The sequence below is a fragment of the Citrobacter sp. Cb023 genome (genome assembly GCF_030336805.1).
In the GTDB taxonomy this organism is placed as follows: Bacteria; Pseudomonadota; Gammaproteobacteria; order Enterobacterales; family Enterobacteriaceae; genus Citrobacter; species Citrobacter braakii.
In genome coordinates this window covers 1-15,079 of record NZ_JAOWCV010000029.1, presented here as the reverse complement: position 1 = coordinate 15,079, position 15,079 = coordinate 1, and the positions used below count along the sequence as shown (strand labels likewise).

Annotated in this window: 15 protein-coding genes and 1 other RNA gene; 7 read left to right on the top strand and 9 right to left on the bottom strand. The window is 53.2% G+C overall.

Going from position 1 to position 15,079, the window contains the following annotated elements; genetic code table 11:
• Positions 1–109: 109 nt before the first annotated feature.
• Positions 110–1,021, top strand: coding sequence for a cysteine synthase CysM (cysM, locus tag OGW44_RS04960; RefSeq protein WP_016153930.1), 912 nt, complete (start codon positions 110–112; stop codon positions 1,019–1,021).
• A gap of 91 nt (positions 1,022–1,112) precedes the next feature.
• Here cysM and OGW44_RS04955 read toward each other — a convergent pair whose 3' ends face one another.
• Together OGW44_RS04955 and ptsJ are read right to left on the bottom strand one after the other, a co-directional pair.
• Positions 1,113–1,829 carry a type 1 glutamine amidotransferase gene (locus tag OGW44_RS04955; protein WP_185654978.1) on the bottom strand — a complete coding sequence of 239 codons (717 nt, stop codon included), beginning with the start codon at positions 1,827–1,829 and terminating at the stop codon, positions 1,113–1,115.
• Between the two features lie 13 nt (positions 1,830–1,842).
• Positions 1,843–3,135 (bottom strand): MocR-like B6 salvage transcription factor PtsJ, encoded by a 1,293-nt coding sequence (ptsJ, locus tag OGW44_RS04950; protein WP_185654979.1) that lies wholly within the window; start codon positions 3,133–3,135, stop codon positions 1,843–1,845.
• 82 nt (positions 3,136–3,217) lie between these two features.
• Here ptsJ and pdxK point away from each other — a divergent pair, with 82 nt between their 5' ends.
• Positions 3,218–4,084, top strand: a complete 867-nt coding sequence (gene pdxK / locus OGW44_RS04945; protein WP_047499829.1) for a pyridoxine/pyridoxal/pyridoxamine kinase — start codon at positions 3,218–3,220, stop codon at positions 4,082–4,084.
• Complete coding sequence (locus tag OGW44_RS04940; protein WP_016153926.1) at positions 4,081–4,320, top strand: hypothetical protein; 240 nt, start codon at positions 4,081–4,083, stop codon at positions 4,318–4,320. Before pdxK ends, OGW44_RS04940 begins: the two co-directional genes overlap by 4 nt.
• Positions 4,321–4,524: 204 nt before the next feature.
• Here OGW44_RS04940 and crr read toward each other — a convergent pair whose 3' ends face one another.
• From crr to cysZ, 5 genes are all read right to left on the bottom strand, one after another.
• Positions 4,525–5,034, bottom strand: a complete 510-nt coding sequence (crr, locus tag OGW44_RS04935) for a PTS glucose transporter subunit IIA (protein WP_000522253.1) — start codon at positions 5,032–5,034, stop codon at positions 4,525–4,527.
• A gap of 40 nt (positions 5,035–5,074) precedes the next feature.
• The gene (gene ptsI, locus OGW44_RS04930) at positions 5,075–6,802 is read right to left on the bottom strand and encodes a phosphoenolpyruvate-protein phosphotransferase PtsI (protein ID WP_016153925.1); all 1,728 of its coding nucleotides are present in this window, start codon (positions 6,800–6,802) and stop codon (positions 5,075–5,077) included.
• Between the two features lie 45 nt (positions 6,803–6,847).
• On the bottom strand, positions 6,848–7,105 hold the full coding sequence (ptsH, locus tag OGW44_RS04925; protein WP_002913505.1) for a phosphocarrier protein Hpr: 258 nt from the start codon (positions 7,103–7,105) through the stop codon (positions 6,848–6,850).
• A gap of 383 nt (positions 7,106–7,488) precedes the next feature.
• A complete protein-coding gene (cysK, locus tag OGW44_RS04920) occupies positions 7,489–8,460 on the bottom strand; it encodes a cysteine synthase A (RefSeq protein WP_005121957.1) in 972 nt (323 codons plus the stop codon).
• A gap of 163 nt (positions 8,461–8,623) precedes the next feature.
• Positions 8,624–9,385: a sulfate transporter CysZ gene (cysZ, locus tag OGW44_RS04915; RefSeq protein ID WP_016153924.1), complete on the bottom strand. Its 762-nt coding sequence runs from the start codon at positions 9,383–9,385 to the stop codon at positions 8,624–8,626.
• 230 nt (positions 9,386–9,615) lie between these two features.
• Here cysZ and zipA point away from each other — a divergent pair, with 230 nt between their 5' ends.
• The 3 genes from zipA to OGW44_RS04900 all read left to right on the top strand — a co-directional run bounded on the left by zipA (position 9,616) and on the right by OGW44_RS04900 (position 12,903).
• On the top strand, positions 9,616–10,596 hold the full coding sequence (gene zipA / locus OGW44_RS04910) for a cell division protein ZipA (RefSeq protein ID WP_065554062.1): 981 nt from the start codon (positions 9,616–9,618) through the stop codon (positions 10,594–10,596).
• 71 nt (positions 10,597–10,667) lie between these two features.
• The gene (gene ligA / locus OGW44_RS04905) at positions 10,668–12,683 is read left to right on the top strand and encodes an NAD-dependent DNA ligase LigA (protein ID WP_019077345.1); all 2,016 of its coding nucleotides are present in this window, start codon (positions 10,668–10,670) and stop codon (positions 12,681–12,683) included.
• A gap of 1 nt (position 12,684) precedes the next feature.
• On the top strand, positions 12,685–12,903 hold the full coding sequence (locus OGW44_RS04900) for a DUF3820 family protein (protein WP_019077344.1): 219 nt from the start codon (positions 12,685–12,687) through the stop codon (positions 12,901–12,903).
• Here OGW44_RS04900 and OGW44_RS04895 read toward each other — a convergent pair.
• Positions 12,900–13,898: a bile acid:sodium symporter family protein gene (locus tag OGW44_RS04895; protein WP_185654980.1), complete on the bottom strand. Its 999-nt coding sequence runs from the start codon at positions 13,896–13,898 to the stop codon at positions 12,900–12,902. The two genes, OGW44_RS04900 and OGW44_RS04895, sit on opposite strands and share 4 nt — an antisense overlap.
• 89 nt (positions 13,899–13,987) lie before the next feature.
• Between OGW44_RS04895 and OGW44_RS04890 the strand changes: the two genes are divergently transcribed.
• Positions 13,988–14,914 carry a LysR family transcriptional regulator gene (locus tag OGW44_RS04890; protein WP_016153919.1) on the top strand — a complete coding sequence of 309 codons (927 nt, stop codon included), beginning with the start codon at positions 13,988–13,990 and terminating at the stop codon, positions 14,912–14,914.
• 80 nt (positions 14,915–14,994) lie between these two features.
• Here OGW44_RS04890 and OGW44_RS04885 read toward each other — a convergent pair.
• A non-coding RNA gene (locus tag OGW44_RS04885) (RtT sRNA) lies at positions 14,995–15,079 on the bottom strand; the annotation flags it as partial.

Sequence of the window (15,079 nt, the reverse complement as noted above, 5' to 3'; positions counted from 1 at the left end):
CGTATAGTTATCATCCGGTGGCGCTGCGCTTACCGGGCTTAACGGGTGGTGCATGACCTGTAAGCCGGGNTAAGCGCAGCGCCACCCGGCATTTTATTGAGCTGAAAACGTGAACACATTAGAACAAACAATTGGCAATACGCCTCTGGTGAAATTACAACGTCTGACGGCGGATAACGGCAGTGAAATTTGGGTCAAGCTGGAAGGCAATAATCCCGCAGGTTCGGTGAAAGACCGCGCGGCGTTGTCGATGATCGTTGAAGCGGAAAAGCGCGGGGAAATTCAGCCAGGCGACGTGCTGATTGAGGCCACCAGCGGTAATACGGGTATAGCGTTGGCGATGATTGCCGCGCTGAAAGGCTACCGCATGAAGCTCCTGATGCCAGACAACATGAGCCAGGAGCGACGTGCGGCGATGCGTGCTTACGGGGCTGAACTGGTTCTGGTGACCAAAGAGCAGGGGATGGAAGGGGCGCGTGATTTAGCCCTTGAGATGGCGCAGCGCGGAGAAGGTAAACTTCTCGATCAGTTTAATAATCCTGATAACCCGTATGCGCACTACACGACTACCGGACCCGAAATCTGGCAGCAGACGTCAGGACGTATTACCCATTTCGTCTCCAGCATGGGGACGACTGGCACCATTACCGGCGTATCGCGTTTTCTGCGTGAACAGGACAAACCCGTCACCATCGTTGGCCTGCAGCCGGAAGAAGGCAGTAGTATTCCGGGCATTCGTCGCTGGCCAGCGGAATATATGCCGGGCATTTTCAACGCCTCGCTGGTGGATGAGGTGCTGGATATTCATCAGAACGATGCGGAAAACACCATGCGTGAACTGGCCGTTCGCGAAGGGATTTTTTGCGGAGTGAGTTCTGGCGGCGCGGTTGCGGGCGCGTTACGCGTGGCGCGCGCGACACCGGGGGCGGTGGTGGTGGCGATTATCTGCGATCGCGGCGATCGCTACCTTTCCACCGGGGTCTTTGGCGAAGAGCATTTCAGCCAGGGATTAGGTATTTAATTTGTCGGCCTGATAAGCGTAGCGCTAGCAGGCAACCGTACGGCAGGATCGCCGGATGACGACGCAAAGCGTCTTCTCCGGCCCGCACTGTTCAATCGTTACGTTTTTCTACCAACTTATCAAGGAATTGCCACAGCGTCTCATTCATCTGCTGGTAATCCCAGGTGCGCATCTCTTCAACAGCGCGAATAAAGCGTTTCCCTTTCGCTTCGGCCAGTTCTTGCGCAGAGTGCTGAATTAATCCTTCGACCGCTTCGGCGGTAAACTCCATATGGCACTGAAAACCATAGACGAAATTACCGTATTGTACGATTTGTCGCGGACATCCCTCGCTTGTGGCAAGAATTTTCGCCTGGTCGGTTAATCCCGGCATGTCATTGTGCCAGTGACCCACGTTGAGCGGTGAGCCGAAATGGCTGAACAACGGATGCTGTTGGCCTGCCTCGGTCAGTGCGATCGGATAGTGACCAATCTCTTTTTCCGGGCTTTGGCACACCTTCGCGCCCAGTGCTTCGCCGATTAACTGCGACCCCAAACAGATCCCCACCACGATTTTTCGTGCCGCAATCGCCTGGTTTATCAGATGTTGCTCTGCCTGAGAGTCAAAGTATGGGCACTCTGCGAGCGTGGTGCGGGGTGACTGCGGCCCACCAAATACCACCAGCATATCGAAGCCATCGGCATTAGCGGGAACAGTTTCTCCGGCGTAAACGTGCGACCAACTGATGGTATAGCCGCGTGATTCGGCCCACGGCAGGTACGCGCCAGCAGATTCGAAAGACTCATGAATAACAAAATGAACTCGCACTTTTTCTCTCCTGTTAGCGCTTTAGCGCCTGATGGATATCAGTCGCCAGCTTATCAATGTCGCTGTCTGCTAATGTTGACAGCGTAATGCGCAAGCCATGCGCAGGCGTATTGACGCCAAACACTTCGCCTTCACGTACCAGCCAGCCGGACTTTGCCAGCGCAAAAGCGATCGCCTGGCTGTTATCTTCTAGCGGCAGCCACAGATTAAGACCGTCGCTGTCGGGCAGCGTAATGCCATGAAGCCGCAGAGCCGCTGCCAGCTTTTGCTGCTGGGCGGCGTAAAACTGCTGAGTTTGCGCCAGCGTGTGTTGATAAGTCTCGTCACTCAGGCAGGCGCAGGCCAGATCCTGCAGCAGATGGCTGACCCACTGACTGCCGGCGTTGAGCCGTAAACGCAGTTTCGCGGAAGTGAGTGGATCGCTGGCCACGATGGCCAAGCGTAAATCCGGGCCTAAAGTTTTCGACATTGAGCGAACAATCGCCCAGTGCGTGGTTTCCTTCGCAATCACCGGATACCAACTGCATGCGGACAGCAGCGCAAAGTGGTCGTCGACGATCACCAGCGTCTGCGGATAGCGGGCCAGGATTTCCTGCAATTGCGTCGCGCGGGATGCGCTCAGACTGCATCCTGTCGGATTATGGGCGCGCGGTGTCAGAATCACCGCCCGCGCGCCTTTCTGTAGCGCGATTTCCAGCATGTCTGGCTGCATGCCTTCGCTGTCAACGTTGACCGGACTGGCGGAGAATCCGGCATAACGCAGCATGTTGATGCTACTCAAAAAGCATGGATCTTCTACCACAACGCTGTCGCCAGGCAGTAAATGGGCGCACAGTAGGCGCTCAATGGCATCAATGGCGCCGCTGGTGATATCAATTTCTCCCGTGGCTGGCATCGCATCTTGCATCCATTGCGCGGCCCACGCCTCAAGGCCGGGTGATACAGCGGCATCACCGTACAAACGAGGATTCTTATTTATTTGCGCGAAATAACGGCTGAGGTCGGGAAGACGCGCGGGGGCTGGATTACCGCCGGAAAGATCGATAAGCGCGGTATCTGGATTGCCACCTTCCAGCGCAACGGGGGCTGAAATCCCCTTGATTACCGTGCCGTTACGTCCCTGGCTTTGTGCCAGCCCGGAGGTGACCAGGCGTTTATAAGCCGCCGCGACAGTATTACGGTTAACGTTCAATGCTGTTGCCAGTTCACGCACCGGCGGCAACGTTTCTCCTGCTGCCAACGTGCCTGTAGCGACATGTTGACGAATACTGTCAAAAATTTCGTTAGCGGTTTTTCCGTCGATCATTATTGACCTATGACAAAATGAATTTTAGCATATGACGATAATAGTGAGGCGTAAGCCCGCTGTCCAGCGAGAGGAGAAATTTATGGAGCAGGGGAGTGATATTCAGTCAGTGCTCTTCGGCGACAAGCATCGGGCGTTACAGACCGATATCGTCGCCGTCCAGTCACAGGTGGTTTATGGCAGCGTAGGCAACAGCATCGCCGTTCCGGCCATTAAAGCGCAGGGATTACGCGTGACGGCAGTGCCTACGGTGCTGTTCAGCAATACCCCGCATTATGAAACATTTTACGGCGGCGTTATTCCGGCCGACTGGTTTAGCGGGTATCTCCGCGCCTTGAATGAGCGTGATGCTTTACGCGAGCTGAAGGCGGTGACTACAGGCTATATGGGCAGTGCAGAGCAAATCGCTCTGTTAGCACAGTGGCTGAAAACGGTGCGGGCTACGCATCCGACAGTGTGCATTTTGGTCGACCCGGTGATTGGCGATACGGACAGCGGTATGTATGTAAAAGCTGAAATTCCGCAGGCCTACCGTCAGCACCTGCTACCGCTGGCTCAGGGACTGACGCCGAACGTGTTTGAACTGCAAATGCTGAGCGGAAAGCCGTGTCGTACGCTTGATGAAGCCATCACGGCGGCGCAATCGCTGCTTACCGAAACGCTGAAATGGGTGGTGATCACCAGCGCGCCGGGGGATAGCGAAGATATTATTAACGTGGCGGTAGTGACGGCTGAAACGGTTGAGGTGTTCGCTCATCCACGGGTTAAAACGGATCTGAAGGGAACTGGCGATCTGTTTTGTGCTGAGCTGGTGAGCGGTATTGTGCTGGGTAAAGCGCTGACAACCGCGACGCACGATGCAGCACAGCGCGTACTGGAAGTGATGAAATGGACCAATCTGTGCGGTTGTGATGAGTTAATTCTGCCACCGGCAGGGGAGGCGCGATGAAGAGTTACCGGCTGGTGGTTCGCCAGAATGGGCGTATGGTTGGACATTTTGACACCAGCGGGGCAACGGCGCTGGAAGATATCTGTGTGGCGCGGGCCATGTTTGGCATCGCGGGTGGCTACAATTGTGAACTGTTAGTGGCGGATTCGGAGCGACGGATGCTGGAAAGCGGGCCGGAAGGGATGAAAATCCTGATGCGCGAGGCGTGTTACCGACCAGTCACCTCACAAATTTAGCGCTTTTCCGAACTACAAAAAACCGTTGTCGGGGTATATACAAAATCATTCAGGTTGCATCAAGGCGGCAAAGGAGAGAATCCCCGGGAGCGTACATGAGTACGTGACTGGGGTGAGCGACTGCAGCCAACACAGAGGCAATCTGAAAGATGAAGTATATAAAAAAATGGCGCCTGATGGCGCCATTTTTCTCTGCAGCAAGAATTACTTCTTGATGCGGATAACCGGAGTTTCACCCACTGTCACGCTACCGGACAGTTTGATCAGCTCTTTGATTTCGTCCATGTTGGAGATAACAACCGGAGTCAGGGTAGACTTGGCTTTTTCTTCCAGCAGCGGCAGATCGAATTCAATAACCGGGTCGCCCACTTTAACGCGCTGACCTTCTTCAGCGATGCGCTTAAAGCCTTCGCCTTTCAGTTCAACGGTATCAATACCGAAGTGAACAAACAGCTCAATGCCGCTGTCGGATTCGATAGAGAAAGCGTGGTTGGTTTCAAAGATTTTGCCGATGGTGCCATCAACAGGGGCGACCATTTTGTTACCGGTTGGTTTGATAGCGATGCCATCACCAACGATTTTTTCAGCAAAAACTACATCCGGCACGTCTTCGATGTTGACGATCTCGCCAGAGAGCGGAGCAACAATCTCAATAGTTCCGGTGTCTTTCTTATCATCAGAAACCAGAGATTTCAGTTTATCGAACAAACCCATGATCTTCTCCTAAGCAGTAAATTGGGCCGCATCTCGTGGATTAGCAGATTGTTTTTTCTTCAATGAACTTGTTAACCAGCGTCATTAACTCGTCCGTTGTCGGTTGAGCAAGAGCCTGCTCTGCTAACACCTTCGCATCTTCGAAGTTCGTGTTACGGATAATCTTCTTAATGCGCGGGATAGAAATGGCGCTCATAGAGAATTCGTCCAGACCCATCCCCAGCAACAGAAGTGTAGCACGTTCGTCGCCTGCAAGCTCACCACACATGCCAGTCCATTTGCCTTCCGCATGAGAAGCATCAATAACTTGCTTGATCAGCGTCAGCACAGATGGCGACATCGGTTGGTAAAGGTGTGAAATCATATCATTACCACGGTCAACTGCCAGGGTGTACTGCGTTAAATCATTGGTGCCGATACTAAAGAAATCAACTTCTTTGGCTAAATGACGCGCAATTGTTGCCGCTGCCGGTGTTTCCACCATCACGCCAATCTCAATGCTTTCGTCAAATGCTTTACCTTCGTCGCGCAGTTCCTGTTTGTAGATTTCGATCTCTTTGCGTAGTGCACGCACTTCTTCAACAGAGATGATCATTGGGAACATGATGCGCAGTTTGCCGAAAGCAGAGGCGCGCAGGATAGCGCGAACCTGATCACGCAGGATCTCTTTACGATCCATGGCGATACGTACGGCACGCCAGCCCAGGAACGGGTTCTCTTCTTTCGGGAAGTTCATGTACGGCAGCTCTTTATCGCCGCCGATGTCCATGGTACGGACGATGACCGCCTGAGAGCCACAGGCTTCAGCAACGGCTTTATACGCGGCAAACTGTTCTTCTTCAGTCGGCAGCGATTCACGGTCCATGAACAGGAATTCGGTGCGGTACAGACCAACACCCTCGGCGCCATTACGCTCAGCGCCTTCAACGTCACGAACGGTACCGATGTTGGCGCAAACTTCTACCTGATGTCCGTCCAGCGTGATAGCCGGGAGATCTTTCAGCTTAGCAAGTTCCGCTTTTTCGGTAGCAACCTGCTCCTGAACGGCGCGCAGTTGCTCAATAACTTCATTGGTCGGATTGACGTAAACCTGGTTGTTTACGGCATCCAGAATCAGATAGTCGTCGTTTTTAACCTGAGAGGTGACGCTACCCGTACCTACGATGGCTGGCAGTTCCAGAGAACGCGCCATGATAGAAGTATGGGAAGTCCGTCCGCCCGCGTCGGTGATGAAACCCAGCACCTTGTTCAGGTTCAGCTGTGCGGTTTCTGACGGGGTCAGGTCTGCGGCTACCAGGATAACTTCTTCCTGAATAGCGCTCAGGTCGATAATAGCCAGACCCAGGATGTTACGCAGCAGGCGTTTACCGATGTCACGTACGTCAGCCGCACGTTCTTTCAGGTATTCATCATCCAGCTCTTCAAGGGCTGTGGCCTGACCTTCGATAACTTCATGCGCAGCTGCATCAGCCGTCATGTGCTTATCTTTAATCAGGGCTATGATTTCCTGCTCCAGCTCCTCATCTTCGAGCAGCATGATATGCCCTTCAAAGATGGCTTCTTTTTCTTCACCGAACGTTTCACCAGCTTTGGTTTTGATCGCTTCCAGTTGCGCAGATGCCTTGGCACGACCGCTCAGAAAACGTTCAACTTCCTGATCAACCTTGTCGGCAGAAATTTTTTTCCGGTCAATGACGATCTCGTCTTCTTTCAGCAGCAATGCTTTACCGAAAGCGATACCCGGGGATGCTAAAATGCCTGAAATCATAACCCTACCTTACTTGTGACTGATATTTAAAAGAACTCGTTGAACTTACTCGAGTTCAGCCATCAGTTTAACCAGATGCTCAACTGCTTTCTGCTCGTCTTCACCTTCCGCGGACAGGGTGACAACGGTACCCTGAGTCAGGCCCAGAGTCTGCAGTTTAAACAGGCTTTTGGCGCTAGCGCTTTTGCCGTTGGAAGTCACAGTAATTTCAGAAGTAAAGCCTTTTGCTTCTTTAACAAACTGAGCAGCAGGGCGAGTATGCAGACCGTTCGGAGCGGTAATGGTAACTTCTTGCTGGAACATTATATTTCCCCAACTTATAGGTTTAGTGTTGTGGAACTAAAGTCTAGCCTGGCGGTTCAACTTTAGCCTGTATTGTTAGCATCGGCGTAAACTGGACGCGACACAAAAGGAGTTCGGTGCAATCCGTTGCTGGCAACTTCTTGCCGCTGACGTTTCGTTCGTCATTAAACATTATGCCGCGAAAGGAAGAGTTGAACCAAATCATAAAATCGATTCAGCTAGCGCTTTTCCTGTAACGATTAATTTCGCGCATCAAAATAATTAGTTTGGTTAAATACCAGTTCCGGCGGGTTGAATCAATGCCAGGAGAGTTGAAAATTTGAAGCAGGCCACAAAAAAGCACCCCAAAGGGTGCTTTTTTACGCGTTTTTAACATGCTGGCATTACTGTTGCAGTTCTTTCTCTGTGAAGAGATCGGCAAACAGTGCAGTGCTCAGATAACGCTCACCCGATGACGGTAGGATAACCACAATATTCTTATTGGTAAAGGATTCATCTTCCTGGAGCTTAAGCGCGGCAGCCACGGCTGCGCCAGAAGAGATCCCTGCCAGAATACCTTCTTCTTCCATCAGGCGGCGCGCGGTAGAAATAGCTTCATCATTGGTGATGGCAACGACTTTATCGATAAGCTTCAGATCAAGGTTGCCAGGAATGAAGCCCGCGCCAATACCCTGAATTTTATGCGGGCCAGGTTTGAGTTCTTCACCCGCCAATGCCTGGGCGATAACAGGGGAGTCAGTAGGTTCTACCGCGACGGTGATCAGGTCGGTTTTGCCTTTAGTGCCTTTAATGTAACGGGTCACGCCAGTTAGCGTACCGCCGGTGCCGACGCCGGAAATAAAGACATCAACCTGGCCATCGGTATCTTCCCAGATTTCCGGGCCGGTGGTTTTTTCGTGAATTTCCGGGTTCGCCGGGTTGCTGAACTGCTGCAGCAGCAGGAATTTTTCCGGATCGCTGGCTACGATTTCTTCCGCTTTCTGAATTGCGCCCTTCATACCTTTTGCGCCTTCAGTCAGCACCAGGTTCGCGCCCAGCGCTTTTAAGAGCTTGCGGCGCTCAATGCTCATGGTTTCCGGCATGGTCAGAGTCAGTTTGTAACCACGGGCGGCGGCGACGTAGGCCAGCGCAATCCCCGTGTTGCCGCTGGTCGGTTCTACCAGCTCAACGCCCGGTTTCAGTACACCACGTTTTTCGGCATCCCAAATCATATTGGCACCGATACGGCATTTGACGCTAAAGCTTGGGTTGCGTGATTCCACCTTCGCCAGAATGCGTCCGTTACCGATACGGTTCAGTCGAACCAGCGGCGTATGACCGATAGTCAGCGAGTTATCTTCAAAAATCTTACTCATGGCCTGTCCTTAACTGTATGAAATTGGGATACCGCTTCAGCATACCTGTTGAGAAAGTATGGGGAAGTAAGGAATTCGCATATCTATATGCTGATGAGAAATAATGCGTAGCAGTATGGAATAAGAGCGGGCATAAGCCAGCCCGCTTTTACACATTTTTGCATTACTTCCATAACGCATGTTTAGCACGATAGCAGTCTACCCACATCGCCGTGGCACCACAAACTGCTACCGGCATGATGAACAGATTGAGCACCGGAATCATGGTGAACAGGCTGGTCAATGCGCCAAACTGCATATTGGTCACCTTGCGCGTGCGCAGCGCGACGCGCATCTCCTTAAAAGGCACCTTATGGTTATCAAAAGGATAATCGCAGTACTGAATGGCCAGCATCCACGCGCTGAACAGGAACCACAGGACCGGGGCGACGGTCTGCCCAATGCCTGGAATAAAATAGAGAATCAGCAACACAAAGGCGCGCGGGAGATACCACGCCAGCTTTTGCCATTCGCGTTTCATAATGCGCGGAACGTCTTTCATAATGCCGAGAATACCGGTGTCGGGCGGTGTTGCGCCCGTTAAGCGCGCTTCCAGCTGTTCAGCCAGCAGACCGTTAAACGGTGCGGCGATCCAGTTGGCGATAGTGGAGAACAGGTAGCCGAACACCAATAGCACTGAAATGGTCACAATCGGCCACAGTAAATAGCTGAGCCACTGAAGCCAGTCAGGGACGTGACTCATCAGCGCGGGGACCCAGTTACCGAGTTGTGTAAATAACCACCAGAATGCGCCGCCCATCAGCAGGATATTCACCAGCAAAGGCAGAATAACAAAACGACGAATGCCCGGTTGGGTGATGAGCTTCCATCCCTGAGAAAAGTAATAAAGGCCGCTGCGAGGTACAACTGCAGATGATGAAACCATGGTCAGGACGTACTCCTTGTTATATAAGCTCTGGTAAACTGTGCGTATCTTACCGGGTTGTTGAGCGTTAAGCTGTTCGGAAATGTTCGAAAAAACAGCAAAAAGCACAATTTTGTTCATCTTTATGCCGTGAAAGCCAAGAGTACACTTGCACTTGGCGTAATCGACAAATACTCTTAGTGAGTAAATGTTTGCCGTGGTGGCAAGGTGTTAGAACAACAGAGAATATAATGATGCAGGATTTGCGTCTGATATTAATCATTGTTGGCGCGATCGCCATAATCGCTTTACTGGTACATGGTTTTTGGACTAGCCGTAAAGAGCGGTCTTCTATATTCCGCGATCGCCCACTGAAACGCATGAAGTCTAAACGTGAAGACGAGGATTCGTTCGACGACAACGTCGAGGAAGACGAAGGCGTGGGTGAAGTTCGCGTTCATCGTGTGAATCATGCTCCCGGTAATGCGCAGGAACATGGTGTTCCTCCTCAGTCGCCGCAACACCAGTACCAGCCGCCTTATGCGTCTGCTCAGCCGCGTCAGCCTGCGCAGCAGCCTGCACAAGCGCCGGTACCGCCGCCGCATGTTCAGCAACCGCAGCAGCCGGTGCAACATCAGCCTGTTCAGCAGCCACCTGTGCAGCAACCTGTTGCCCCGCAGGTTCAGCAACCTGCTCAGCAAGCACCGCAACCTGCGCCGCAGACCTTCCAGCCAGCAGAGCCTGTCGTTGAACATCAACCGCAGCCCGAGCCGGTAGTAGAAGAAGCGCCTGTTGCTGAAAAACCGCAGCGTAAAGAAGCGGTCATCATTATGAACGTTGCGGCTCATCATGGTAGCGAGCTCAACGGGGAAGTGCTGCTCAACAGCATTCAGCAGGCCGGTTTCAAATTTGGCGATATGAATATTTTCCATCGTCATTTGAGCCCGGATGGCAGCGGTCCGTCGCTGTTCAGCCTTGCTAATATGGTTAATCCGGGAACGTTTGACCCAGAAATGACGGGCGACTTCAGCACCCCTGGTGTGACTATTTTTATGCAGGTTCCGTCCTACGGGGACGAGCTGCAAAACTTTAAGCTGATGCTGCAGTCTGCACAGCACATTGCCGATGAAGTGGGTGGTGTGGTGCTCGACGATCAACGTCGCATGATGACGCCGCAGAAACTGCGCGAGTATCAGGACCGCATCCGCGAAGTTAAAGAATCTCGCGCCTGATTTTCCTCTGGCGTGACATTTCCTTTCTAAACCCCCGCCTGTCGGGGGTTTTTTATCATTGATGGTGCGATATGGAATCAATCGAACAACAACTGACAGAACTGCGAACCACGCTTCGCCATCATGAGTATCTCTACCATGTGATGGACGCGCCGGAAATTCCCGATGCGGAATACGATCGCCTGATGCGCGAACTGCGCGAACTGGAAGCGCAGCATCCGGACCTTGTTACCCCCGACTCGCCAACCCAACGCGTTGGCGCAGCGCCGTTAACCGCGTTCAGCCAGATTCGCCATGAAGTGCCGATGCTGTCGCTGGATAACGTGTTTGATGAAGAGAGTTTTCTCGCTTTCAACAAGCGCGTGCAGGACAGGCTAAAGAGTACCGATAAACTGACCTGGTGCTGTGAACTGAAACTGGACGGCCTGGCGGTGAGTATCCTGTATGAAAACGGTGTGCTGGTCAGCGCTGCAACGCGTGGTGATGGCACCACGGGTGAAGATATTACCTCTAACGTGCGCACCATTCGCGCGATCCCGTTAAAACTGCGTGGCGAAAACATCCCTTCACGTCTGGAAGTGCGCGGTGAAGTGTTCCTGCCGCAGGCCGGATTTGAAAAAATTAACGAAGAGGCCCGCCGCACTGGCAACAAAGTGTTTGCTAACCCGCGTAACGCAGCGGCCGGTTCATTGCGCCAACTCGATCCGCGTATCACAGCGAAGCGACCGCTTACTTTCTTCTGCTATGGCGTTGGTGTGTTGGAAGGCGGCGTGCTGCCAGATACCCATCTGGGCCGCCTGCTGCAATTTAAAGAGTGGGGCCTGCCGGTAAGCGACAGAGTGGCGCTTTGCGACTCCCCGGAGGAAGTACTTGCTTACTATCACAAGGTTGAAGAAGACCGACCAACGCTGGGATTTGATATCGATGGCGTGGTGATCAAAGTCAACTCCATGGCGTTGCAGGAGCAACTGGGCTTTGTCGCCCGCGCGCCGCGCTGGGCTGTGGCCTTTAAGTTCCCGGCGCAGGAGCAGATGACTTTCGTACGCGATGTTGAGTTTCAGGTTGGACGTACCGGGGCGATTACGCCCGTCGCCCGCCTTGAGCCGGTCCAGGTTGCCGGGGTGCTGGTCAGTAACGCAACGCTGCATAACGCTGATGAAATCGAGCGTCTGGGGTTGCGTATTGGCGATAAAGTCGTCATTCGCCGTGCGGGCGATGTCATCCCGCAGGTGGTGAACGTCGTGCTTTCTGAACGCCCGGACGATACCCGCGAAATTGTGTTTCCAGCGCATTGTCCGGTTTGTAATTCTGACGTTGAACGTGTGGAAGGCGAAGCGGTCACTCGCTGCACCGGCGGTTTGATCTGTGGAGCACAGCGTAAGGAATCGCTGAAACACTTTGTTTCCCGCCGCGCGCTCGATGTTGACGGTATGGGCGACAAAATTATCGATCAACTGGTCGAGAAAGAGTATGTCCACACGCCGGCGGATCTTTTCACCCTGACCGCCGGTAAACTGACGGGGCTTGATCGTATGGGGCCGAAGTCGGCGCAAAACGTGGTCAATGCGCTGGAAAAAGCGAAAGAAACCACGTTTGCCCGTTTCCTCTATGCGCTAGGCATTCGTGAAGTCGGCGAAGCCACGGCTGCAGGTCTGGCGGCGTATTTTGGCACGCTCGACGCGCTGGAAGCCGCTTCTATTGAAGAGCTGCAAAAAGTGCCGGATGTCGGCATTGTGGTGGCGACGCACGTGTTTAATTTCTTCGCCGAAGAGAGCAACCGCGAGGTAATTGTTCAACTGCTGGCGCAGGGGATCCACTGGCCAGCGCCGGTGGTCATTAACGCTGAAGAAATCGACAGCCCCTTCGCAGGTAAAACGGTGGTGCTGACCGGGAGCCTGAGCCTGATGTCGCGCGATGACGCCAAAGCGAGACTGACCGAGTTAGGTGCAAAAGTGGCCGGTAGCGTGTCGAAGAAAACCGATCTGGTGATTGCCGGTGAAGCGGCGGGTTCGAAACTGGCAAAAGCACAGGAACTGGGTATTGCCGTGATCGATGAAGCTGAAATGATCCGCTTATTGGGTGCCTGAGATGGAAAAACAGCAGCTGGTTGACATCGCTAATACTGTGATGCCCTTTGGCAAATATAAAGGGCGTCGGTTGATTGATGTCCCGGAAGAGTATCTGCTGTGGTTTGCCCGTAAGGATGAATTCCCGCCGGGCAAGCTTGGCGAGCTGATGCAAATCACGCTGCTGATTAAAACTGAGGGGCTGACGCAACTGGTGCAGCCCCTGAAACGTCCTCTTTAAGCCTTCGCGGCGCGGCTTTTCTGTTGCGTCTGCAATGCGTCCGTCTGTTGCTTGTAGCGACGCGCCAGCACGGCGCACACCATTAGCTGTATTTGATGGAAGATCATCAACGGCAGCACCATCATCCCAATCACCGAAGTCGGGAACAAAATATTGGCCATTGGGATCCCGTTCGCCAGGCTCTTTTTCGAACCGCAGAATACAATGGTGATTTCATCAGCTTTGTTAAAGCCGCATTTGCGCGCAACAAAGACATTTATGCCAATCACGATTGCCAGCAGTATGATGCTGACCACCACGATAAACAGCAGTGAACCCACCCCCACTTTGTGCCAGATCCCGTTAACGACGGCTTCACTGAAGGCGGAGTACACCACCAGCAAAATAGAGGATTGATCCGTTTTCGCGATCCATTTTTTATGTCGAGAAACCCAGTTTCCAATCCACGGACGTGAAAGGTGACCCAGCACGAACGGCAGCAGCAGCTGCAACATGATTTTTCCCACCTGCTCCAGGCTACCTTCTGCGCCGTGCATATTCATCACCAGCCCTACCAGCAGCGGCGAGAGAAAAATACCCAGCAGACTGGAGGCCGAAGCAGAACAAACGGCGGCGGCAACGTTACCGCCCGCCAGCGACGTAAAAGCGATGGCCGACTGCACAGTGGCAGGCAAAATACACAGGTACAGAAAACCGGTGTACAGCATCGGGTCAACGTTGACCGGCGCCCACCAGGCGAACAGAACGCCGAGAACCGGGAAGACAACAAACGTGCTGCACATCACCCACAGATGCAAACGCCAGTGGCTACCACCAGCAATAATGGCTTCACGCGAGAGTTTCGCCCCGTGCATAAAAAACAGCAGGGCAATGGCGGCGGTGGTTAAGCCTTCAAAGAAAGGCACAAAACCACCTTCGGCCGGGAAAAAGGACGCCAGCAAAACAACGGTAATCAGCGTTATCGTGAACGGATCAAGAATACGAAAAAGTTTCATAAAGACTCCTGAAATTCGGTAGTAACATTTTGCTTTTTTCCGTTTGAGAAATAAAATTGATTTATTGCATCCATATATGAATCGAATAGATGAATTACTCTCTGCGTCAGTTGCGTATCTTTGTCACCGTCGCTCAAGCCAAAAGCTTTAGCCGGGCGGGGGATATCATCGGCTTAAGCCAGTCGGCGGTCAGCCATAGTGTAAAAGAGCTGGAAGGGCAGACGGGTGTGCGGTTATTAGACAGAACGACGCGGGAAGTGGTACTGACGGAGGCCGGACACCAGTTGGCGGCGCGGCTGGAACGTATTCTGGATGAATTGCACAGCACGCTGCGCGAAGCCGGACAGGTAGGAACGCAGTTAACCGGCACGGTGCGGGTTGCCGCCAGCCAGACGATCTCTGCTCATCTTATTCCGCAGTGTATTGCCCAGAGTAATCAGCTTTATCCGGCTATCGATTTTGTGCTGCACGACCGGCCACAGCAGTGGGTGCTGGAGAGTATTCGCCAGGGAGAAGTGGATTTTGGCATTGTGATTGATCCCGGCGCAGTCACCGATTTGCAGTGTGAAGCCGTGCTGTCCGAACCGTTCCTGCTGCTGTGTCGCCAGGATCATCCGTTAGCCCAACGAGAGTGGGTGAACTGGCAGGATTTGTATCACGAACGCCTGGTGCTACAGGATTATGCTTCCGGTAGTCGACCGCTGATCGACGCTGCGCTGGCCCATTTTTCCATTGATGCCAATATCGTTCAGGAGATTGGCCATCCCGCCACGCTGTTTCCGATGGTTGAGGCGGGGATTGGCATCAGCGTGCTGCCCGCGCTGGCGCTCCCCTTACCGCAGGGCAGTCACTTGCAGGTTAAGCGCCTGACGCCGGTTGTTGAACGGCAACTGATGCTGGCCCGACGTAAAAACCGCTCTTTATCAACCGCTGCTCAGGCGCTGTGGGATGTGGTGCGTATGCAGGCCAGTGAATTAACCGCAGCCCGCGCCCGCGATCCGTTGTATCAGTTATAACGCTCACGCTGATGGTTATCAGAGGGGAAATGGTTCTTCTCTGCATAGCAAAAAGGCGCCTTTAGGGCGCCTTTTTATATTGGTAGGTCGTGCAGGATGACTCGCTTCGCTCGCCCTTCGGGCCGTCGCCGTAAACGGCTCCGTTGTCTCACTGCGTTCGACTCG

Excerpts from the sequence above, each read along its gene's own strand:
- OGW44_RS04895 (WP_185654980.1), bottom strand. The coding sequence starts at position 13,898 with ATGAAACTTTTTCGTATTCTTGATCCGTTCACGATAACGCTGATTACC.
- ligA (WP_019077345.1), top strand. The coding sequence starts at position 10,668 with ATGGAATCAATCGAACAACAACTGACAGAACTGCGAACCACGCTTCGC.
- OGW44_RS04890 (WP_016153919.1), top strand. The coding sequence starts at position 13,988 with ATGAATTACTCTCTGCGTCAGTTGCGTATCTTTGTCACCGTCGCTCAA.
- zipA (WP_065554062.1), top strand. The coding sequence starts at position 9,616 with ATGATGCAGGATTTGCGTCTGATATTAATCATTGTTGGCGCGATCGCC.
- pdxK (WP_047499829.1), top strand. The coding sequence starts at position 3,218 with ATGGAGCAGGGGAGTGATATTCAGTCAGTGCTCTTCGGCGACAAGCAT.
- cysZ (WP_016153924.1), bottom strand. The coding sequence starts at position 9,385 with ATGGTTTCATCATCTGCAGTTGTACCTCGCAGCGGCCTTTATTACTTT.
- ptsI (WP_016153925.1), bottom strand. The coding sequence starts at position 6,802 with ATGATTTCAGGCATTTTAGCATCCCCGGGTATCGCTTTCGGTAAAGCA.
- crr (WP_000522253.1), bottom strand. The coding sequence starts at position 5,034 with ATGGGTTTGTTCGATAAACTGAAATCTCTGGTTTCTGATGATAAGAAA.
- OGW44_RS04900 (WP_019077344.1), top strand. The coding sequence starts at position 12,685 with ATGGAAAAACAGCAGCTGGTTGACATCGCTAATACTGTGATGCCCTTT.
- cysK (WP_005121957.1), bottom strand. The coding sequence starts at position 8,460 with ATGAGTAAGATTTTTGAAGATAACTCGCTGACTATCGGTCATACGCCG.
- ptsH (WP_002913505.1), bottom strand. The coding sequence starts at position 7,105 with ATGTTCCAGCAAGAAGTTACCATTACCGCTCCGAACGGTCTGCATACT.
- ptsJ (WP_185654979.1), bottom strand. The coding sequence starts at position 3,135 with ATGATCGACGGAAAAACCGCTAACGAAATTTTTGACAGTATTCGTCAA.
- OGW44_RS04940 (WP_016153926.1), top strand. The coding sequence starts at position 4,081 with ATGAAGAGTTACCGGCTGGTGGTTCGCCAGAATGGGCGTATGGTTGGA.